Source organism: Mammaliicoccus sp. C-M13 (assembly GCF_022386845.1).
In the GTDB taxonomy this organism is placed as follows: Bacteria; Bacillota; Bacilli; order Staphylococcales; family Staphylococcaceae; genus Mammaliicoccus; species Mammaliicoccus lentus.
In genome coordinates, this window is record NZ_JAJNHQ010000014.1 from 14,792 (window position 1) to 36,182 (window position 21,391).

The following is a 21,391-nucleotide window of genomic DNA, read 5'->3' on the forward strand; positions in this document are numbered from 1 at the left end:
TAAATCTATCTATGCATAACCAAACTTATTCTAAGCAAACCTAGCCTGGATAATGTGTTATGTATAGATTTTTTATTTTTAAATCATGACTATCTATAGTTGAAGTATAGCTGTATGATATGATTAAAACAGTTTATAAAAAGGAGCGTATTATATGACTTTCAACGTACAAACACTTAAAAATCAAAATCCCATCATTTCTAAAATGGCAAACCATGAAGAAATTTTTTGGCAAAACCCAGACTATCAGTCCGATTCCTCGCTTCCTTTTACAATTGATGATATTAAAGATGCGGAAGCAAGATTGAGCCGTTTTTCTTCATATATAAAAACAGTTTTTCCAGAGACAAAAGAAAACAATGGAAAAATCGAGTCTCAAATTTTTTCATTAGATACATTTAAAAATATAGAATTTCCTAATTTAAAAGGTCAATTGCTTTTAAAAGGCGACCATGCCTTACCTATTTCAGGTTCTATTAAAGCACGCGGTGGTATTTACGAAGTTTTGAAATTTGCAGAAGAAACAGCTATTAAAAATACTAACTTCACTGAAAATAGTGATTATAGTATTTTAGCAACTGACCAATTCAAAAATTTATTTTCACAATATCGCATTGCTGTAGGTTCCACAGGAAACTTAGGCTTAAGTATAGGTATTATGAGTGCGAAATTAGGTTTTAAAGTCACAGTACATATGTCACAAGACGCAAAAGAATGGAAAAAAGCTTTATTAAAATCTAAAGGTGTGGAAGTTGTAGAACACGTTCAAGATTATGGCTATGCTGTTAAAGAAGGCAGACAACTTGCTCAAAACGACCCTTATTGTCACTTTGTAGATGACGAATCTTCAAGTGATTTATTCTTAGGATATGCAGTAAGTGCACTTCGTGTTTATAAACAACTTGAGGAAAGAAATATCACTGTAGATGACAATCATCCTCTATTTGTTTATTTACCATGTGGTGTTGGTGGTGGCCCAGGAGGCGTAGCTTTTGGCCTTAAAATGATTTTTGAAAAAAATGTTCATCCCGTATTTATAGAACCTACGGAAGCACCTTGTATGACTTTAGGTATGGTTACTAAATTACATGATGCCATTAGCGTACAAGATATCGGTTTAACTGGTAAGACTGTAGCAGATGGTTTAGCTGTTAGCAGGCCTTCAAAACTAGTTGGAGATATAATGACATCATTGTTATATGGTGCTTGTACTGTAGAAGATGATCAACTATATCTTTATTTAAAAACTCTAAAAGATCAAGAAAACATCTTTATAGAACCATCTGCAACATCAGGCTTCCATGGTGTAAAAAATATAATAGAAATTAATAAAGATACAGAAAATGCAACCCATCTCGTGTGGTCTACTGGAGGTAATATGGTACCTGATAAAGAACAGGCATTATATTATCAAAAAGCTGAAGAAATAATAGATAAGGAGTAAGCTAACTTGATATTACTAATTATATTAGGTGTTGTAGCTGGTCTATGTGTACCACTTCAAACATCAATAAACACGAGATTAGGAAGTTATACAAAATCGCCTATCCTTGCTTCTTTTTATTCATTTTTAATTGGTACGTTAACATTAATCATTATTAATTTAATAATGAACCCTCAAAAATTAACACCGTCATTCATTATGAACCAAGAATTTTCTTATGTATGGTTTACTGGTGGTATGCTAGGCGTAGTTTTCTTAACAGGAAATTTATTGCTCTTGCCAAGAATTGGCGCTGCTTTGACAGTAGTAATGACAGTATCAGGTCAAATTATTATGGGACTATTTATCGACCAATTTGGATTATTCGATGCAGAAGTTCATACTATTAATATAGGCAGAATTAGCGGCGTTTTGCTGATGTTAATTGGTATAATATTTATGAATTATAAAAAGAAATCTGCAAGAATTATTACGAATGAAACGCAATACACAAAATTTTGGATGATTTTAGGTTTGTTTACTGGTTGTTTACCACCTATCCAAACCGCCATCAATAGTGCATTAAGATATGAAGTTCAATCTTTCTATTTATCATCGCTCATTTCTTTCGCAATTGGTACGATAGTATTACTAATACTATCTCTTATTATAGTTAGAAGAGTACATTTTAAATTAAACCAGGAAGGGCAAGGTAGAATCAAACTTATTTATTTCATCGGTGGACCTTTAGGAGTTGTATTTGTAACAACTAATATTCTACTAATGCCAGAATTGGGTGCTGCACTAACATTAATGGTTGTTATATTTGGACAAATGCTAATGGGATTAATCATCGATCACTTCGGTATGTTTAACACGCCAAGGTATAGAATTACTTTAAGAAGAGCTGTTGGCGCATCTTTAGTCTTTATCGGTATAATAATATTGAAATTATTTTAATTCATTAAGGGGTGAATGATATGGACTTAACATTACAATCTGGGGATGGTATGTTAAATATTAGAGTTGGTGCTATCATTAAATCGAATAATCACTATTACTTTCACTATGATAAAAAAAGGAATTACTATGCCTTAATTGGTGGGCGCGTTAAATATTTCGAAAGCTCAGATTCGGCAATTAAGCGAGAAATTAATGAAGAGTTAGGCATTGAATGTAATGAGGTACAATTCGTTACTACAATACAAAATTTCTTTGAATACCAAAATACGTCTATTCATGAAATTTTATTTATGTACAAACTTGATTTAGACGAACATATTAAAAATATTCCTAATAATCATAATCAAAATAATATCGATTATGTATACGTTAATTTAACGGATATTCCAGAGTTAGACATTAGACCTGAAAAAGCAAAAGAAATCATACTAAAACAAATTGACATACAACCATTATTTATCGATAGAAATTCTACTAAATAATAGTAATTTTCGTTTAGAGTACATTTTCATGTACTCTTTTTTAATTATTTATATTCTTTATAATCAATTGTGGTTATATTTTCTCACTCAGCTAAATTTTACTATTCTTATTCATTATCATAAATATTAAGTAAAACTTTAAAAATACAGCATTTTTATTGTAAAATGTTTATTTTATTCACCTATAGGGTAGTTAAAGTGAACAACATGTTCACAATTACTTATATTTTTTCTAATTATAATAATTCTTTTACTTGTCTCTTTGCTCAGTTTAAATTATAATAAGTATGAAATTAGAATTATTATAATTAAGGAAACATAGGAGGACAATTATGACTAACAATTCAAAACTTACAGGTCTTTTTGGTGCACCTGTATCAGATCGTGAAAATACTATGACTGCTGGTCGTCGTGGCCCTATCTCAATGCAAGACATTTATTTCTTAGAACAAATGGCGCATTTTGATAGAGAGGTTATTCCAGAACGCCGTATGCACGCTAAAGGTTCTGGTGCTTTTGGTACTTTTACAGTAACACATGATATTACACAATATACAAACGCGAAAATCTTCTCAGAAATCGGTAAACAAACAGAAATGTTTGCACGTTTTTCTACAGTTGCTGGTGAACGTGGTGCTGCAGAAGCAGAACGTGATATCCGTGGTTTCGCACTTAAATTCTACACAGAAGAAGGTAACTGGGACTTAGTTGGTAACAACACACCTGTATTCTTCTTCCGTGATCCTAAATTATTCGCAAGTTTAAACCACGTTGTTAAACGTGATCCAAAAACAAACATGCATAACCCACAATCAAACTGGGACTTCTGGACACTTTTACCTGAAGCATTACACCAAGTAACAATCTTGATGACTGACAGAGGTATTCCAAAAGGTTTCCGTAACATGCATGGTTTCGGTTCTCACACTTATTCAATGTACAACGATGAAGGCGAAAGAGTATGGGTTAAATTCCACTTCAGAACTCAACAAGGTATTGAAAACTACACTGCTGAAGAAGCGGAACAAGTTATTGCTAAAGACCGTGAATCAAGTCAAAGAGACTTATTCAACGCAATCGAAGAAGGCAATTTCCCTAAATGGAAAATGTACATTCAAGTTATGACTGAAGAACAAGCTAGAAATCATAAAGACAATCCATTCGATTTAACTAAAGTATGGTTCAAAGACGAATACCCACTTATTCCAGTTGGTGAATTCGAATTAAACCGTAACCCAGAGAACTATTTCCAAGATGTAGAACAAGCTGCATTCGCACCTACTAACATCGTTCCTGGTATTGATTTCTCACCAGATAAAATGTTACAAGGTCGCTTATTCTCATATGGAGATGCTCAACGTTACCGTTTAGGTGTTAACCATTGGCAAATCCCTGTTAACTCTCCTAAAGCTGCGGAAAACGTATGCCCATTCTCTAGAGATGGTCAAATGAGAGTTGATGGTAACTTTGGTAGCGAAATTAACTATTATCCAAATAGTTATAGCAAACACGAATCACAACCTGAATATAAAAAACCAGGTCTTGAAGTAGAAGGTCAATTATACGAACACGATTTCCGTGAAGATGACGATAACTACTACGAGCAACCAGGTAAATTATTCCGTCTACAATCACCAGAACAACAACAACGTATCTTCCAAAACACTGCAAATGAAATGCAAGGTACTACTGATGAAGTTAAACACCGTCACATCCGTAACTGCTACAAAGCAGATCCAGATTACGGTAAAGGTGTAGCTGAAGCATTAGGCATTGACATTAACTCAGTTGATTTAGAAGGATAATATAAAGATAAAACACGCCATGTATAATGGCGTGTTTTTTTATACATATAAATAGATGAAGTAGCAAAGTGTGAATAGTTGTGGACCCTCTCTTGCGATACTCAGAGTGTCTAACAACTTTAAAATTCGATTTTCTAGCCTTTTATACTTATAGTTTTATAATAATAAATACAAATTTTAATAGACAGAAAAAATAGGGAGCGTTACAGAATCTCATTTCACTAAAAGATTTCTGTTCCGCTCCCCTCTCTTTTTTAATTAACTGCTTTTTGTGTCTTAATCATATGTAGGAAGTAATAGCTTACTAATCCTACTAAGGCTACAATAGCCATTGCGAAGTATAGTCCTGAATATCCTATTGAGTTTGTAAAGTTACCTAATACATATGGTCCAAAGCCCAATCCGAAGTCTAGACCTATAAAGTATGTTGAAGTTGCTAATCCCATTTTTTCTATTGGAGATACTTTGATAACCAACGCTTGGAAGATTGATTGTAAATTCCCAAAGCCTAATCCTACAAATGCACCTGCTATTAATAATACTAATCCACTGTTTGCTATACTGATGAGGAATAGTCCTAATACTAAACAAATAAATGCTGGGATGGTTACAATATTCTCCCCTCTTTGATCCATAATTCTACCTGTAAATGGTCGTGTTAGTAGAATTGCAATAGCGTATACAACGAAGAAGAAACTTGCTGCATCTACTAGATTATTTTCTTGTGCGAAGAATTGAATAAATGAAAGTACTGAAGAATATGCAATACTCACAATAACAACAACAATTGCTATCGGTAATGCATGAACTGAGAAGAAGTCCGTTAGTTTAAATCCTTTTTTAGTTTCATTTTGTACTGCTACCGGTGTTTCTATCTTCATAAATATTGACATTACAAATGCGATAACAATTAAAGTTGTACAAATTATAAATAATCCTTCCATTGGTATGTGTTGATATAAAATCAACCCTATAAACGGCCCTATAGCCGTTCCTAGTACCATACTTAAGCTGTACATACTTATACCTTCACTACGTCTATCCGCAGGTGTTATATAAGCTGCTATTGTCCCTGTTGCAGTACTTGCAATACCACTGGCAGCTCCGTTAATAATACGTACAATTAATAGTAATGCGAATGACGATGCAGAAACTAAATATAATCCATTAGTAATAACTAATAATAAACCTCCGATTACTAATACTTTTTTCGTTCCCAATATGTTGATATATTTACCAGTTATAAATCTACCAACTAAAGAACCCACAATAAATAGTCCTGATGCTAGTCCTGCTAAGCTATCAGAAACGTGAAAAGTTTCTTTACTATATCCACCTACTGTAACTAATAATAAATACATAGATAAAAAGATAAAGAAACTAATAACAAAGTTAAATATAAAATCTTTCGTCCATATAGGATGTTTAAATTGATTACTCACTACTCCGTTGCCTCCTCAATTAAATAATTTCGAAATTGGTTTAACAATTCCTCTGCTTTTAATAACTCTTGTTCATCTGCACCTATTGCTTCAAAACATTTATTCTGAAATTCTAAGACTTGTTCATAAATTTCTTTATGCATTGCTTCGCCTTTTTCAGTTAATGTTAAAAACTTTTCTCGTTTATCTTCTTTACTGTTAATGGCTTGAACAAGGTTAAATTCAATAAGCTTTTTGATTATTTTACGAGCTGTAGGCTTTTCTATAAAAGAACGCTTGGACACTTGTACGAGTGTTGTAGGTTGATTCCCTGCAATATCACGTAAGACTCTATACTGAGCTGCATATAAATCATATGGCTCTAAAATCACATTAATGTGATGTATATATGGCCTATAAACGTTTATGTAACTATTAAAAAAATTATTCATTCTTTTATACCGCCTTTTCTCATAAAAATAAAGTTAGCTTTGCTAACTAATACTACGCTATTCTACTCCTCTCAAATATTTATGTCAACATGCTTTTCTAATTACAACATTACATAAGCAATTTTTACTATAATGGAATTAAATGATTAATAGGAGGAGAAAAGATGCTAGAACATTTATTTAATAAGTTAAATGATAAAGAAGAAGAAATGATAGCCATCAGAAGATATTTACATGAGAACCCTGAATTATCTTTTGAAGAAGAACAAACAGCTAAATATATTGCTGACTTTTATCAAGATAAAGATGCTATTGTAGAGACAAATATAGGCGGAGAAAATATACATGGCATTAAAGTAACTATTGATTCTGGTAATCCCGGCAAGACACTTGCGTTAAGAGCGGATTTCGATGCCCTGCCTATTAAAGAAGATACAGGTTTAGAATTCTCATCTAAAAATGAAGGTATCATGCATGCTTGTGGCCATGATGCGCATACAGCGTATTTAATGATTCTTGCAGAATGTTTAATAGAAATGAAAGATAAATTGAACGGAAAAATTGTTATCATACATCAACCAGCTGAAGAAAAACCTCCAGGTGGCGCACAATATTTAATTAAGGATGGCATATTGGATGGCGTAGATAATGTTATAGGTGTACACGTTATGAGTACTATGCCTGCTAACAACGTTTATTACCGAGAAGGAAATGTTCAATCTGGACGCAACTTTTTCAAATTGAAAATCACTGGTAAAGGTGGACATGGTTCTTCTCCACATTTAGCTAACGATCCAATTGTCGCTGCTAGTAGTTTCGTTATGTCAATACAAACAATAGTATCAAGAAGGTTGAATCCATTTGATATGGGCGTTATTTCAATAGGATCATTTGATGGAAAAGGACAATTTAATATCATTAAAAATGAGGTTGAACTAGAAGGTGATGTTAGAGGAATGAATGATGATGCCCTTGAATTAATGGAAAATGAAATTAAAAGAATAGCCCATGGATTAGAGGCAATGTATGGCGTTGACTGTAACTTACAATATACAAATGATTATCCAGTATTATATAACGATCCAAGTTTAACAAAACAAGTTGTACAATCTATTGAATCAGCAAATATTCCCGAAGTTAATGAAGTTATAAGATGTGAACCACAGCCACCTTCAGAAGACTTTGCATACTATGCTGAAGAGTTACCGTCTACATTTTTCTATGTCGGAGCAAGTCCAAAAGATAAAGAAACATATGCCCACCATCACCCAAAATTTGATATTGATGAAAGCGCAATGCTGATTGCAGCTAAAACAGTTGCTGCTGCTACAGTAGATTATTTAGGTGAAAAATAATTTAGTTATGATAAAACTAGCAATAAAGCAACCTGGGTGATAATTGTCATGGTAAATCTTATAAAGGCGTCTGTAGTTGGATTATTGTCTTACTTAATCCAATAAAGGGTGGTCTATTTGGATTATTGTCCTAGTAAATCCAATAAAGGTGTATGTACTTGGATTATTGTTCTAGTTAATCCAATAAGAGGGTCTGTACTTGGATTATTGTCATACTTAATCCAATAAAGAGTGGTCTATTTGGATTATTGTCTTAGTTAATCCAATAAAAGGTGCTCTACTTGGATTATTGTCCTAGTTAATCCAATAAGAGGGTCTGTACTTGGATTATTGTTCTAGTTAATCCAATAAGAGGGTCTGTACTTGGATTATTGTCTTAGTTAATCCAATAAAAGGTGCTCTATTTGGATTATTGTCCTAGTAAATCCAATAAAGGTGTATGTACTTGGATTATTGTCTTAGTTAATCCAATAAAAGGTGCTCTACTTGGATTATTGTCCTAGTTAATCCAATAAGAAGGTGTCTACTTGGATTATTGTCTTAGTTAATCCAATAAAAGGTGCTCTACTTGGATTATTGTCTTAATAAATCCAATAAGAAGGTGTCTACTTGGATTATTGTCTTAGTTAATCCAACAATAATATCAACTCATGCTTTTGATTAACCCCATCCAAAAAAGAGCTAAGGATTTAAGTCCCTAGCTCTTTTTATTTACACACTCTTATCTTTTCTTTTAGGATGCCCAACGATTATGGATACTATGCCACAAACGACGAGTAAATAAGGATAAAATGAATATGGTATCAATGAGACACTTGAAATGCCTGCAACACTTGTTGCTGCTAACACTTGGCCTCCGTAAGGTATGATACCTTGCACACTACTTGCGAATATATCTAGTATGCTGGCAGACTTCCGGGCGTCAATTTCATAATCTTCCGAGATTTCTTTTGCTAAAGGTCCAGCAGTTATAATAGCAATTGTATTATTAGCTGTAGCGAAGTTTGTTGTAGTTACTAAACTTGCTATACCAAACTCTGCTCCCTTTTTAGTTTTAACTCGACTTGTTACAGTATTGAGCAACCATTGAATACCGCCTTGATATTGAATCATTCCGATAATACCTCCGATGAATAGAGCTATCATCGCTATATCTTGCATACCTATTAAACCGTCAGATATGGCTTTTAAGTTTTCATTAATTGTAAAGGATCCTGTGGTCAATCCGATAAAGCTTGCAATTACAACACCTAACACTAACACCATTAAAACATTCATACCACATATAGCGGCGATTAATACAAATAAATAAGGTATCACTTTAACTAAAGAATAGCCACCTTGACTTGTTTCTGCTATACCTAAATCTTTAGTTAGAAACCAAAGAATAACAACTGTCATAATCGCTCCGGGTAAGACAATGAAAAAGTTCACTTTAAATTTGTCACCCATTTTAGTTTTTTGAGTTCTAACAGCTGCAATAGTTGTATCAGATATCATCGATAAGTTATCTCCAAACATTGCGCCACCTACAACTGTTGCTATCGATAAGGCAATTGAGATATCTGTTGACTCAGAAATACCAACACCTACAGGGGCCAATGCTGCTACTGTCCCCATGGATGTACCCATCGCAACTGAGATAAACGCACCTACGATGAATAAACCAGCTAGTAAAAATTGAGGTGGAATTAATGATAAACCAAGGTTTACAGTCGAACTTACCGCTCCCATTGCTTCAGCCGTTTCACTAAACGCTCCAGCAAATAAAAATACAAATACCATTAATAAAATATTAGGGTGGCCTGCCCCTTTTGTAAATATGTCTATTTTTTTCGTTAAATTAGTTTTTGGATAAATAATAAATGCAAAAACAGTTGAAATCAATAAAGCAACATTTATTGGTAGAAAATTAAAATCACTTGTAATAATACCTGTACCTATAAACAAAGCAACAAATACTATTAAAGGTGATAGTGCCCAAAACGATGATTTTTTATTTATTTGTTCCATTGGAATCTCCTTATTGTTAACTTTAATACTTCAAAAGATTACATGACATCATACTATACGTCAAATTATTTTTTTGATGATTAGATTATTTATTTTAGGCAATATCATATATAATAGTGGTTAAATAATATTGAAGGGGTTATACGATGATTATAAGCAATACTGTGAATAGCTTTATACACAACCATCAATTAACAAAATCATCATTTGAATTATACTATACGAGATATTTTAATGAATTCTCAAATGCTGGTAAATATGTTGATAATCTTGTATCAGCTCTTCCTTATACTATTCCAAAAATCGAAAATGACATTCGAAATATATCACATGTAAACGATCAGCTCGTACACATTATATTTGATATTCGTTTGCTGTTTTTAAAACAATATAAAGTTTATTTGCAACCTAATATCTACTTTTTAATTGGTGACTATCAAGATTTTGGCACCATCCCTACAAAATCTTCAACAACATTATTTTTATTTATAGAAAAGTTATCCGAACGCGTTGATGATTTATATGCAATGGTCGCCTATTACTTCACTAAATTATACATACACCAAACAGAGTATATTCAACACTTCTTCAATGAACAAACTCAAATTAAATACCCTAATATGCTTTTAGAAGAAATAGCAACTTTAGGCATCATGCGGCAATTAGATATTAATTATCCTTTTATGTCAGATTCAAATTATAATAAAATACAAAAATTAGAACAAGAACTACATTATATATAACTTCAAAAGGAATGGAAGTGAGACAGATATATACGTCTCAACCTCCACTCCTTTATTTTTTATTCATCATGTGTATTTTTCAAAGACTTCATCAAGTCTCTTATAAGAATAGTTACACTATGTTTTTTTGATAAATTACTTATATATAAAGCTACTTCTAATTGTTTAATATCTGTGTCATCAATAATTTTCATTTCTTTTTTCGATTGAACGATATTATAAACTAGTTCACTAAACAGCATATATCTATTAGAATTAATCGTAATATCCAATGCTGATTGAGCATATGCTAAGCATCTATCGTATAATGCTTCACTAAAATAAATATTCGATAAAGTATAATATAGTTTTATTTTATAGTTGTCCTCTACGTTAAAACGTTTAGCTATTTGCAAACCTTCTTCTAATGAAGATTTAGCCAACTGATTATTACTTTCTCTATAATAGAAAATTGCTCTCGTATTACAAATTGAAACTTGTAATTTAGTAAACATATTTGAATCAATTAACTTATACGCTTCTTCTATTAATAAGATTGCTTGATTTATATCTTCATATTTATAAAAAGCTATGATAGATCTCACCCATTTAGATGCTGCGATTTCGTCAGTGGAACTATTTGATAAATAGTTGCCATCAATAATAGGTGTTAAAGCATCGTAATCTCTATCTTCAAGTAACCTTTCAATTACTTTTAACTTTTGTTCAAGTTGTGTATCTAGTTCTTCCCCAACATATAAATAGTCCATACTGCAATTTAATTTTCTAGAAATATTAAATAGTAATTGCGATCCCGGTTGCAATTCGTTTTTTTCTATTTTAGAAATCTGACTTTGTGTTGCAATACCTTTTGCTAGTGATTGTTGAGATAACTTTAAATCTCTCCTACGTTGTTTAACACGTTCTCCTAATTTCATCTATAACGCTCCCCGACATTCTATTGTCTTTATTTCATACATCTTTATGTTTAAACTTATTACACTTAATAAATCTTACATCTTTTATATATAAAAAGACTAACTATGTCTCTTCATTCTAATCTCGCTAGAAAGAAAATACAATTAATTTAGCTATTACAAATTTGCGACAATATCGGTGATACTTTGCTTTAATGATTCAAGTAATTTAAAATATGTAACAATATACAATTTCATAGGGGGGCAGAACTCATGTTCACAATCATAAAAAATGGTGATATTTATTCACCAAAATATATTGGCCAAAATTCAATTCTTATTCAAGGTCAAACCATCCTCAAAATCGGTGATATAGATATAGAAAAATTTAAAGATATCGATCCAAACTTGAATATAATTGATGCAGAAGACAATATTCTTATACCCGGTATAATAGACCCACACATTCATTTATTAGGCGGTGGAGGCGAAGCAGGTTATATGACGCGGACGCCAGAGGTGAATTTATCTGAACTTATAGAGTGCGGTATTACTTCAGTAATAGGATTAATAGGTACAGATGGTATTTCTCGTACACTTTCAAGTTTATATGCAAAAGCCAAAGCTCTTGAAGCAGAAGGAATTTCAACATATATGTATACAGGTAACTATCACTTACCTGTTACTACTATTACTGATTCTATAAAAGAAGACTTAATGTTAATAGACAAAGTAATTGGTACTGGAGAAATCGCTATTAATGACTTTAGATCTTCTATACCTAGCACAAATGAACTGGCTAAAATTATTGCAGAAACTACTGTTGGAGGAATGTTGAGTGGTAAAGCAGGAGTTACTCACTTTCATTTAGGTACTGGAAAACATAACTTAAATCAAATTCATAATTTACTAGCAAACTATGATGTCAAAGCGAATAAAATATACATTACGCATTTCGACAAAAGTTTAGATTTACTTAAAGAAGGCATCACTTTAAGTAATCAAGGTGTTTATATAGATTTAACAGCTGATACAAATACTGTAGACTGTGTAGATTATTACCTTCAAAATAATGGCGATATCGCTCAACTCACTATTTCATCTGACAGTCACGGTAGTTTGCCTAAATTTGACCACAATAATCAACTTGTTGGGTATGATGTTGCTAAATGTTATACATTAACAGAACAACTCTTTAATTTACTCAAACATTATCATCAAGATAAATGGGATGATATTATAGCACTGTTCACTTCTAACGTAGCTAATGCATTAACATTACATCATAAAGGACATATTCATGAAAACTATGACGCCGATATTTTAATCATTGATAAGAATAGCAATAAGATTAAAAATGTCCTAGCAAAAGGAAAAGAAATGTTATCTGATTACAAAGTAATACGTAAAGGTATGTATGAATAATTAAGGGCCGGGACAATTATGTATGTTCCGGACCCTTAATTTCTATATATCAATATTATTTAATATTTTCCTTGCATTTTCTTTAAGTTCATTTACTTTTTCGACGCCTTTTGTTCGTTCAATATAATCGTAACCTTCTTGTAAATGGAATGTTCTATTCGAAGTATTATGTGCATCACTTCCGATTATATGAATAGCATCTTTGTCTAATAAGAAATCCGCAGATTTTTTAGCATCTTCTCCATATCTATTAACTAATGATCCTGCTGTAACTTGGCATAGCGCACCTCGTTCAATTAAATCAAATAATATTTTCGGGTTATCTTGTATAGGAATTATTCGTTCTGGATGAGCTAATATAGGTCTATAGCCAGCATTAAATAATTTATCAAATGTTTCATCTGCAAATTCTGGAATACTAAAGAACGGAAATTCAATTAATACATAGCGTGAACCTTCAGTTATTGGTAATAATTCACCGGACTGTAAGCCTTCCAGCTCTTTACCAAACATATGAATTTCCTGACTCGGATGAACTTTTAAATTTATGCCATTTTCATCTAGCAATGCCTGTACTTCTTTTGTTCGGTTTTTAACTATATTAGCATCATTTTTAAATCTGTGTTCTATATAGTGTGGTGTAGCTACTAAATCAGTTATCCCTAACCCTTCTGCAACTCTAGCTAATTCAAGCATACTGTCAGCGTCAATTGGTCCATCATCAACATCATAAAGCAAATGATTGTGTATATCTATCATATGTACAGCTCCTTTTTATGAATCAACTTTTTCTACAAATTATCCTTATTACCTTTATTGTAACAAATTTTCACTCAATCAATATATCAAAATGATTTGTGTTCATGTATAAGCAAAGAATTTGAAAAGTCCAACCACTTTAATCATGATTAATATATAAACATTTAGGAGTGAATTATTAATGGAATTACAAGATGTCATTAACAAACGTCGTTCAGTAAAACAATACGAACCTTACGAAATGGATCGTGAAACGATAACAAAATTATTAAACAAAGCTTCTTTATCACCTTCTGCTTGGAATTTACAACAGTGGAAAGTGATTGTAGCACATTCTGATGAAGCTAAAGAAAAACTATACGAAGCAGCGAACAAACAAATTAAAATTAAAGAATCCAGCGCTACTTTCATCGTGCTAGGTGATTTAAATGCCCATAATACAATTGGTGATATTGCCGATGACTGGATAAAGCATAATCATATACCTGCTGAAAAACGCGAAGGGTTAATCCAAAGTGTTAATACTTTCTTTGAAGATGAAACAAATAAGAGAGATGAAGCGGTGCGTGGTGCTTCACTATTTGCGATGAATTTAATGTTAATCAGTGAGGACGAAGGCTATGCTACTTGCCCAATGATTGGTTTTGACAAACAAGCTGTTGTCGATTCTTTTAATATTGATGATAATTTAGTACCAGCAATGTTAATTACAATTGGTAAAGGCGAAATGTCCAATGATAGAGCATCTCGTCATGATGCATCATCATTTGCTAAATTTGAATAAAGACAATACATAATGTCTAAACTTTGTAATAATATTATAATATTTCACCTCAAATTTATATTATAATAAAAGTAACAAAGTGAGGTGTTTAAATTGAACAAACGTTATCAAAAAGTTCTATTACTTTACTTAATTTCAACGTTAGTACCATATACTTTGCTTAACAAAAATAAAGATATTCAATTAACGAAATCATGGTTACCTAGTTCATTAATTGGATATGGAATATTTGCATATGGATTGAAGGTACTAACTCAATTAAAAAAAGCATCTAAATAAGATGCTTTACTACATGTGAGTATAGAGTACAAATCTTTCACTCAAAATAATTCTCCTAATTCGTTTTTTATGAACGAATTAGGAGAATTTATTTTGGTTTTTGTAAAGTGCATACTTGCTTAAAACAATTCTTACGTCTTAGGCTTATTATTTTCTTTATACATATTATCTGTTATTGCATATATTACATCATCAACTATTTTATCTTTATGAATACGATTTTTAGGCATTACGCCTACTTTTTTCATGCCAAGTCTTTTCATAACTTGTCCTGATTTGGGGTTTAATGTACTATGCACACCTTTAACTTGATTTAATCCCATTTCTTCAAATGATAATTTCAACAATTGATTAGCTGCTTCTGTTACATAACCATTTCCGCTATACTTTAGGTTAATCACATAACCAATTTCTGCCCTCTTATGATCTACTTCCAATCGTAAATCAATTGTACCTATAAATTTATCGTTTTCTTTTAATATAATACCGTATTTTCCTAACGGGGATTGTAAATAATACTTTGTAATGACTTCTCTTGTTTCATCTTTAGACAAATGTGTTGGAAAGACATGCGTTGTATTTTCAATATTAGAAGCATATTCAAATAATGATTGCGTATCTTCTAAAGACACAGGTCTCAATATAAGTCTTTCTGTTTCCATTGTTTGATATTCCGCTAATTTCACTAGTAAGTCCATATTATTTAATCCCCCTTTTAACCTTTATTTATATTCGCTTTGTGCAAGTGCTAAACAACCTATTACGCCTTGGTCATCATTTAAACTAGGTTTCACAATATAAGTTTCAACTGGTGGTAAATTTAAATAACCATTATTCAATATTTCAAATTGCTTATGAATTTTATCTAATAAATGATCTTGATGCATGACACCACCACCAAAAATAATCTTTTCAGGTGATAACATTAGCGTTGTATTATAAGCCGCTTGAGCTATATAGTATGCTACCATATCCCAAGTCTTATCTTGTTCTTCAATATCTTTAGCTTTAATACCTGCACGTTTTTCTATAGCTGGTCCAGACGCCAATCCTTCTAAACAAGTATGATGGAATGGACAATTACCTTCAAAATCATCATCTTTATGCTGTTTTATAGACATATGACCCATTTCAGGATGACTTAGTCCTTGAATGTAACGACCATTCATCATAGCTCCACCGCCTACACCTGTCCCGATAGTGTAATAAACTGCTGAATCAACGTTTTTTGCAATTCCTTTTTGATATTCGCCGTATAAAGATGCATTAACATCTGTAGTAAATGCTATAGGTACGTCAAAATATTTTTTTACTGAACCGATAAAATCAAAATCTTTCCAAGCTGTCTTCGGAGTAGATGTAATATATCCATATGTTTTTGACTCTTTATTTATATCGATAGGTCCAAATGAACCTATTCCAATACTTTTCAATTCATAATTTTTGAAAAAATTAATAACTTCAGTCATTGTTTCTTCAGGATATGTAGTTGGTATAGAAACACGCTCAATAACATTTAATGCTTCATCACCTATTGCACATACAAATTTTGTTCCTCCCGCTTCAATTGCTCCATAATATTGCATGATTGACACTCGCTTTCTCATTATCTAATATTTTTGTAATTTTAAAACCATTTTTTCTTTTTAAATACAACTAGCATGATTGCTGCTATTGCTACCATAATGAATAATACAATGTAATAACCGTTGTGCCAATTTAATTCAGGCATATTTTCAAAGTTCATTCCATAAATACCGGCTATAAGTGTTAATGGCATGAATACGACAGAATAAATCGTTAAAATTTTCATAATGTTATTCATTTTAAATGAATTCAATGAAATATAATTATCCCTTATATCACTTGTCATTTCCCGTGAAGCATCAACCATTTCCATCTGTTTAATAAGATGATCATTAATATGCATGATATATAACAATTGTTGTTCATTCAAATTTAATACTTTTCCTTCACGCATCCGATAAACTAAATCTTTCATTGGTTGAACAGTTCTCTTAATTAATAACAACTCTTGTCTTAAATTAAAAGTATCATCAATCAAAGTCTTTGTAGAACTATCTACATTATGCCGATCTTCAAAGTTAAAGACTTTATCTTCAATATCGTATATAAACGGAAAGAAATTATCTGTTATATCATCTAAAATATTTAATAATATATCTTTTGGTTCTTCATATTGTACCGTACGATTAAAAAGTTTTCTTTTAATTGTATCAATTTCCTCAAATCGTTCTTTATGGAAAGTAACAATATAATCTTCGCCTATGAATATATCGATTTCTTCTGATTCTAGCGTTTTTAAATCTAAAGCATGAAATACTAAAAATTGATAACCATCATACTGTTTGAATTTTGGTCTCTGTTGTACCAATGTTGCATCTTCAATAGATAAAGGGTGAAAATCAAAATATTGTGCGAGTACATTTGTTTCTTCTTCAGTTGACTCGTTCATATCAACCCATATCCATTTATACTTTTCTTGAACTTCACTAGGAAAGGTAGTTTCTTTTATCTCATCATTTAAATTTATGTAATAAGTTTTAATCATATTTTCACCGCTTAGAATTGATTTAAATTCATTATATATTATTTTAAAGTTTAGAACATAAATTGATTGTTCAAAATAATTCTCCTAATTCGTTGGAGTTTTAATTAACAGATTAGGAGAATTTATGTATGTATACGATTTTGAAAGTACAAGCTTCAATGTCAGCACTTTGCAAAATCGTTACAGTTTATATTTGATACTATTATAACTTCAGAACAATTAGTCTTGCTTCTTTTATACTTAATTAAGAAAATACGATAGTCTTGTTTCCATTAACAATCACTTTATGTTCACAATGCCATTGTACCGCTCTAGCAAGTACTTCTGATTCTACATGACGACCTGTATTTTTCATATCTTGTGCTGTATAGCGATGGTTCACTCTTACAACATCTTGCTCGATAATCGGACCAGCATCTAAGTCTTCTGTTACATAATGGCTTGTAGCACCTATTAGTTTAACCCCTCTTGTATACGCTTGTTTATATGGATTAGCTCCGATAAATGAAGGTAAAAATGAATGGTGTATATTGATTATTTTCAAGTGGTGTCTATCAACAAATTCAGGAGATAATATTTGCATATATTTAGCTAATACTAATAAATCAACGCCATATCCTTCACAAATTTCTGTTATTTTCTCTTCACTTTGTCGCTTTGTATCTTTTGTAACTTCTACATGATGAAATGGAATACCCATGTCTTCTACAAATTTTCTATTATTTTCATGGTTGCTTATAACGCAACTAATTTCGATAGGAAATTCTTGTCTGTTTGCTCGTAACATAATCTCACTTAAAGCGTGATCTTCTTTAGAAACGAGTAGCGCAGTTTTCACTTTCGTGTTAGCGTCATAAATTTTGAAATGTATATTTCTGCTATTTAGTTCTTTTTCTAATAGTCCTTTAACTTCATCATTTTGATCGAAGACTATTCTTAAATATAAATGATTTTCATTTTCTTGAACATCTGTATAGTGATCCAAATGAAATATATTAGAGTTTGTATTTTTAATAGTTGTAGAGATTAAAGATGTGATTCCTATTTCATCTTTACAATCTGCAAGTAAAATATAATGATTATTCATGTTTCTCATCCTTTTATAAATTGTGTAAAAATTCTTACGATAATAGCTATTATAAAATTTTATATGAGATAACACAATCAAACTTGCCTACTTATTCCAATGTAAGCGAATTCAGTTAATAATTATTATTTAAATACATAAATTGATCCAATTGCAATTCTTCCAATGTATCTCTTATTAATTTTTTTCTTTGGAAATAATTTAATCCATATTTTTCAACTGGAACAACTTTACCTTCGTAAACATACTTACCATTAAATAAAGTGCGATTTTTTGTCACTTTAATAGTTGAGAGCGCCCCTTCTTCTGGCGAAATAAAAAATGAATCAAATACTTTGTAGATGAAGTCACCAATTTTTTTATTGTATTTGGTTTTGCCTAAATTAGTAGACACAGCTCCCGGATGTACAGCCGATACATTTAATCCATGTTTACTAAAACGTTCATCCAATTCCTGCATAAAGTAAAGTACTGCTAACTTAGATTTACTATATGATTTAACTGGGTTAAATTTTAGTGGGTAAGCAAAATTATGATTCCCCATAGCTGTATATTTGTATGCACCTGATGATACAACAATAATTTGTTTATCTTCACTTTCCATTATTTTTTCGAATAAAGTATGTGTTAATAAAAAATGACCTAAATAATTTGTTCCAAACATGAGCTCATAACCATCTACAGTTTTTTGCCTTGTTAAAGAAACGACACCCGCATTATTAATCAGGCAATCTACATGTGTATAACGATTTAAAATATTAGTTGCTGCTTGCATTACACTCGCTAGATCAGATAAATCACATTTGATGATATCAACACGCTTATAAGGGTGTCGTGCCTGTATGAGCTGCTTAACTGATTCTCCTTTATCAACGTTTCTACAAAGTAATATTAAAATATCATATTCTGACGCTAATTCAATTACAGTGCTTTTGCCTATACCAGACGTAGGCCCGGTAATAGCTAGAATTCTATTCGACATTATAATTACTCCTTTTATTTATTAAGTTATATTTACCCGAAAAAATGTATAATTAACATAAATGAGAATGAAAAATCGCTCTTTCTATTCATAAGATTTTTTATCGCTTTGTCATGTCTACTGCCAACATAACTAATCAGGCTGAGTCATTTATTTATGTCCCAGCCTGATTAGTTTCTAAAATTACTTTTTTATATAATTTTCATGAACATAAATTAATTCTTTCGCCATCTCTTTTATAATTTCAGTTGAAATAAGTTGATCTTCTGCGTGTACCAATAACAGATTAAGTTTAATCTCTTCTCCTGCAGATTCGGATTGGATGAGGTCTTTATGAACTTTATGTCCTTCAGTTAAATATTTGTTGCCTTCTTCAAATAAATCATAAGAATCATTAAAATTATTTGATTTTGCTTCTTGAATTGCTTGCATATAGGTACTTTTAGCCATGCCTACATTCGTTATAATCTGAAAAGCTATCTGTTCGTACTTTTCCATTTAATCACCTTATTCCATTAGACTTTCTGCTTGTTTAAGTACCCCTTCTCCATCCATCATGCCATATTGTTGCATGCCTATAACGTCGATTGGAACTTTTCCGTCAGCTATTTTTTCTACTTGAGCTTTTTGAAATCTCACTTGAGGTCCTAATAAAATGACATCAACTTCATCTATTTTCGATTCAGCTTCAGATAAAGCTAATGCTTCAATTTCATAATCTTTATTTTCTTTATCGGCAGTTTCTTGCATTTTTTTAACCAACATACTAGTAGACATACCCGCTGAACAAACTAATAATATTTTTTTCATTTTTATCTCTCCCATAATTTAAATTTAAAGAATGCCCAAGGTTTTAAGTAATCTAATAGTTGCAAGTCATGATTTTCTATTTTTCCTACAACATTCACTTTTCCTGTGTTGAGCATCGGTTTTAAAGCAATTTGTAATTCCCCTTTATATTGACCATATTCATCATTATCGATTAATACATCGCCTCTTTTTATAGCAACTGTATGATGAGGTGGAAATGATTCTTGTTTATATTTCACTCGACTTTGAGTAGAACGAATCAAATAGTCGCTTACATCACCTCTATAAAAATGTGGTTCTTCAAAAATAATTTTCTTTTCTAAATCTGTATAGCTTCCCACTAATTTAATATCAAAAGTTATCGGTTCATGGATTAAATCACTCAATTCCTTTAATTCTTTTTCAGATGGATAGCAATTACTGATAATAACATCATCTATTAAGCCGGTTGCCCATAAATATTTTGCTTGAGAAGTAATCGGCAAACCGCGATGTTGCTCTAATGTAGGAAGTCCTTCTGTAATAGGCCAAGGTCCAAAATCCGCTTCTTTACTAGATACAAATGCAGCTGTTCTCAAGCCGTAATGTTTAAATTTCTTACTGCCTTCTATAAAAAAGGCTTCAGATATACCTGCATAACGATGGGGATAAAAGTTATGACAACCTACGAGCCGATTTCGATTAGGTTCAAAGTCTAATACATTGTCTATATAATGATTCATTACGCTCATATTCAGCTCTATTTTGATTCCATATGGATTATAAGTCATATCACTCGTTTCTTTTGCTCCTACCCCTTCGTCGAGTCTGATACCATCTACACCCATTTCATAAAAGAATGATAAATCGTTAGTTTCAATATTTAATACTTTAAATGTTCTAGGTGCTACATCAACAAATATTTCAAAATTTAAAGACTTTGCGAATTGAATAATTTTTTTGATAGATGGAAGTATTTCGGATTTGTTTTCTTCAGTAATTTGTAATAAGTTCGTAAATATTCTAGAAAAACCGTACTCATGTGCTTTCTCTATATACTTTAAGTCATCAGCTTCCTTAGATTTCCCCGGATATAGAGATATCCCCAATTTTCTCATGATATAACCTCACAATTCTTTCAATTAATTTCTTTTTTATAAT

22 protein-coding genes are annotated in these 21,391 nt (G+C 31.5%); 9 read left to right on the forward strand and 13 right to left on the reverse strand.

Going from position 1 to position 21,391, the window contains the following annotated elements:
- The first annotated feature begins 154 nt into the window (after positions 1–154).
- The 4 genes from LQ615_RS10970 (at position 155) to LQ615_RS10985 (ending at position 4,673) form a co-directional block, all read left to right on the forward strand.
- Positions 155–1,444, forward strand: a complete 1,290-nt coding sequence (locus tag LQ615_RS10970; RefSeq protein ID WP_239704166.1) for a D-serine ammonia-lyase — start codon at positions 155–157, stop codon at positions 1,442–1,444.
- A gap of 6 nt (positions 1,445–1,450) precedes the next feature.
- Entirely contained in the window at positions 1,451–2,383 is a 933-nt protein-coding gene (locus tag LQ615_RS10975; protein ID WP_017000944.1) for a DMT family transporter, read from the forward strand.
- Between the two features lie 20 nt (positions 2,384–2,403).
- Positions 2,404–2,868, forward strand: coding sequence for an NUDIX hydrolase (locus LQ615_RS10980; RefSeq protein ID WP_017000943.1), 465 nt, complete (start codon positions 2,404–2,406; stop codon positions 2,866–2,868).
- A gap of 332 nt (positions 2,869–3,200) precedes the next feature.
- The gene (locus LQ615_RS10985; protein ID WP_017000942.1) at positions 3,201–4,673 is read left to right on the forward strand and encodes a catalase; all 1,473 of its coding nucleotides are present in this window, start codon (positions 3,201–3,203) and stop codon (positions 4,671–4,673) included.
- A 254-nt stretch (positions 4,674–4,927) separates the two neighbouring features.
- On the opposite strand, the gene LQ615_RS10990 is transcribed toward LQ615_RS10985, so the two are convergent.
- Together LQ615_RS10990 and LQ615_RS10995 are read right to left on the reverse strand one after the other, a co-directional pair.
- Positions 4,928–6,115 carry an MFS transporter gene (locus tag LQ615_RS10990; RefSeq protein ID WP_239704165.1) on the reverse strand — a complete coding sequence of 396 codons (1,188 nt, stop codon included), beginning with the start codon at positions 6,113–6,115 and terminating at the stop codon, positions 4,928–4,930.
- Positions 6,115–6,546 (reverse strand): MarR family winged helix-turn-helix transcriptional regulator, encoded by a 432-nt coding sequence (locus LQ615_RS10995; RefSeq protein WP_070044985.1) that lies wholly within the window; start codon positions 6,544–6,546, stop codon positions 6,115–6,117. The genes LQ615_RS10990 and LQ615_RS10995 overlap by 1 nt, the downstream gene beginning before the upstream one ends.
- Positions 6,547–6,710: 164 nt before the next feature.
- Here LQ615_RS10995 and LQ615_RS11000 point away from each other — a divergent pair, with 164 nt between their 5' ends.
- Complete coding sequence (locus LQ615_RS11000; RefSeq protein WP_239704164.1) at positions 6,711–7,901, forward strand: M20 family metallopeptidase; 1,191 nt, start codon at positions 6,711–6,713, stop codon at positions 7,899–7,901.
- 711 nt (positions 7,902–8,612) lie between these two features.
- On the opposite strand, the gene LQ615_RS11005 is transcribed toward LQ615_RS11000, so the two are convergent.
- Positions 8,613–9,914 (reverse strand): Na+/H+ antiporter NhaC family protein, encoded by a 1,302-nt coding sequence (locus LQ615_RS11005; RefSeq protein ID WP_239704136.1) that lies wholly within the window; start codon positions 9,912–9,914, stop codon positions 8,613–8,615.
- Positions 9,915–10,060: 146 nt separating this feature from the next.
- On the opposite strand from LQ615_RS11005, the gene LQ615_RS11010 reads away from it, so the two are divergent.
- Positions 10,061–10,657 (forward strand): hypothetical protein, encoded by a 597-nt coding sequence (locus LQ615_RS11010; RefSeq protein ID WP_016998757.1) that lies wholly within the window; start codon positions 10,061–10,063, stop codon positions 10,655–10,657.
- Between the two features lie 59 nt (positions 10,658–10,716).
- Here the strand turns inward: LQ615_RS11010 and LQ615_RS11015 are convergent, their stop codons facing one another.
- A complete protein-coding gene (locus tag LQ615_RS11015; protein ID WP_016998759.1) occupies positions 10,717–11,574 on the reverse strand; it encodes a helix-turn-helix domain-containing protein in 858 nt (285 codons plus the stop codon).
- A gap of 252 nt (positions 11,575–11,826) precedes the next feature.
- On the opposite strand from LQ615_RS11015, the gene iadA reads away from it, so the two are divergent.
- Positions 11,827–12,978 carry a beta-aspartyl-peptidase gene (iadA, locus tag LQ615_RS11020; RefSeq protein WP_239704135.1) on the forward strand — a complete coding sequence of 384 codons (1,152 nt, stop codon included), beginning with the start codon at positions 11,827–11,829 and terminating at the stop codon, positions 12,976–12,978.
- A gap of 42 nt (positions 12,979–13,020) precedes the next feature.
- On the opposite strand, the gene LQ615_RS11025 is transcribed toward iadA, so the two are convergent.
- The gene (locus tag LQ615_RS11025; RefSeq protein WP_135021030.1) at positions 13,021–13,737 is read right to left on the reverse strand and encodes a tyrosine-protein phosphatase; all 717 of its coding nucleotides are present in this window, start codon (positions 13,735–13,737) and stop codon (positions 13,021–13,023) included.
- A 181-nt stretch (positions 13,738–13,918) separates the two neighbouring features.
- Here LQ615_RS11025 and LQ615_RS11030 point away from each other — a divergent pair, with 181 nt between their 5' ends.
- Positions 13,919–14,521, forward strand: a complete 603-nt coding sequence (locus LQ615_RS11030) for a nitroreductase family protein (RefSeq protein ID WP_016998763.1) — start codon at positions 13,919–13,921, stop codon at positions 14,519–14,521.
- Between the two features lie 84 nt (positions 14,522–14,605).
- Complete coding sequence (locus tag LQ615_RS11035; RefSeq protein WP_369964520.1) at positions 14,606–14,800, forward strand: hypothetical protein; 195 nt, start codon at positions 14,606–14,608, stop codon at positions 14,798–14,800.
- A gap of 131 nt (positions 14,801–14,931) precedes the next feature.
- On the opposite strand, the gene LQ615_RS11040 is transcribed toward LQ615_RS11035, so the two are convergent.
- The 8 genes from LQ615_RS11040 to LQ615_RS11075 all read right to left on the reverse strand — a co-directional run bounded on the left by LQ615_RS11040 (position 14,932) and on the right by LQ615_RS11075 (position 21,348).
- Positions 14,932–15,498: a GNAT family N-acetyltransferase gene (locus tag LQ615_RS11040; protein WP_016998765.1), complete on the reverse strand. Its 567-nt coding sequence runs from the start codon at positions 15,496–15,498 to the stop codon at positions 14,932–14,934.
- A 24-nt stretch (positions 15,499–15,522) separates the two neighbouring features.
- Entirely contained in the window at positions 15,523–16,386 is an 864-nt protein-coding gene (locus tag LQ615_RS11045; RefSeq protein ID WP_147640827.1) for an ROK family protein, read from the reverse strand.
- Between the two features lie 41 nt (positions 16,387–16,427).
- Positions 16,428–17,372, reverse strand: coding sequence for a magnesium/cobalt transporter CorA (corA, locus tag LQ615_RS11050; RefSeq protein ID WP_016998767.1), 945 nt, complete (start codon positions 17,370–17,372; stop codon positions 16,428–16,430).
- A gap of 244 nt (positions 17,373–17,616) precedes the next feature.
- Positions 17,617–18,459 carry a formyltetrahydrofolate deformylase gene (purU, locus tag LQ615_RS11055; RefSeq protein WP_016998768.1) on the reverse strand — a complete coding sequence of 281 codons (843 nt, stop codon included), beginning with the start codon at positions 18,457–18,459 and terminating at the stop codon, positions 17,617–17,619.
- A 115-nt stretch (positions 18,460–18,574) separates the two neighbouring features.
- Complete coding sequence (locus LQ615_RS11060; protein ID WP_016998769.1) at positions 18,575–19,441, reverse strand: SDR family NAD(P)-dependent oxidoreductase; 867 nt, start codon at positions 19,439–19,441, stop codon at positions 18,575–18,577.
- Positions 19,442–19,624: 183 nt separating this feature from the next.
- Complete coding sequence (locus tag LQ615_RS11065) at positions 19,625–19,939, reverse strand: PTS sugar transporter subunit IIA (RefSeq protein WP_239704134.1); 315 nt, start codon at positions 19,937–19,939, stop codon at positions 19,625–19,627.
- Between the two features lie 9 nt (positions 19,940–19,948).
- The gene (locus LQ615_RS11070; RefSeq protein ID WP_064211402.1) at positions 19,949–20,251 is read right to left on the reverse strand and encodes a PTS sugar transporter subunit IIB; all 303 of its coding nucleotides are present in this window, start codon (positions 20,249–20,251) and stop codon (positions 19,949–19,951) included.
- A 2-nt stretch (positions 20,252–20,253) separates the two neighbouring features.
- Positions 20,254–21,348, reverse strand: coding sequence for a DUF871 domain-containing protein (locus LQ615_RS11075; RefSeq protein ID WP_064205073.1), 1,095 nt, complete (start codon positions 21,346–21,348; stop codon positions 20,254–20,256).
- Between the last annotated feature and the right edge of the window lie 43 nt (positions 21,349–21,391).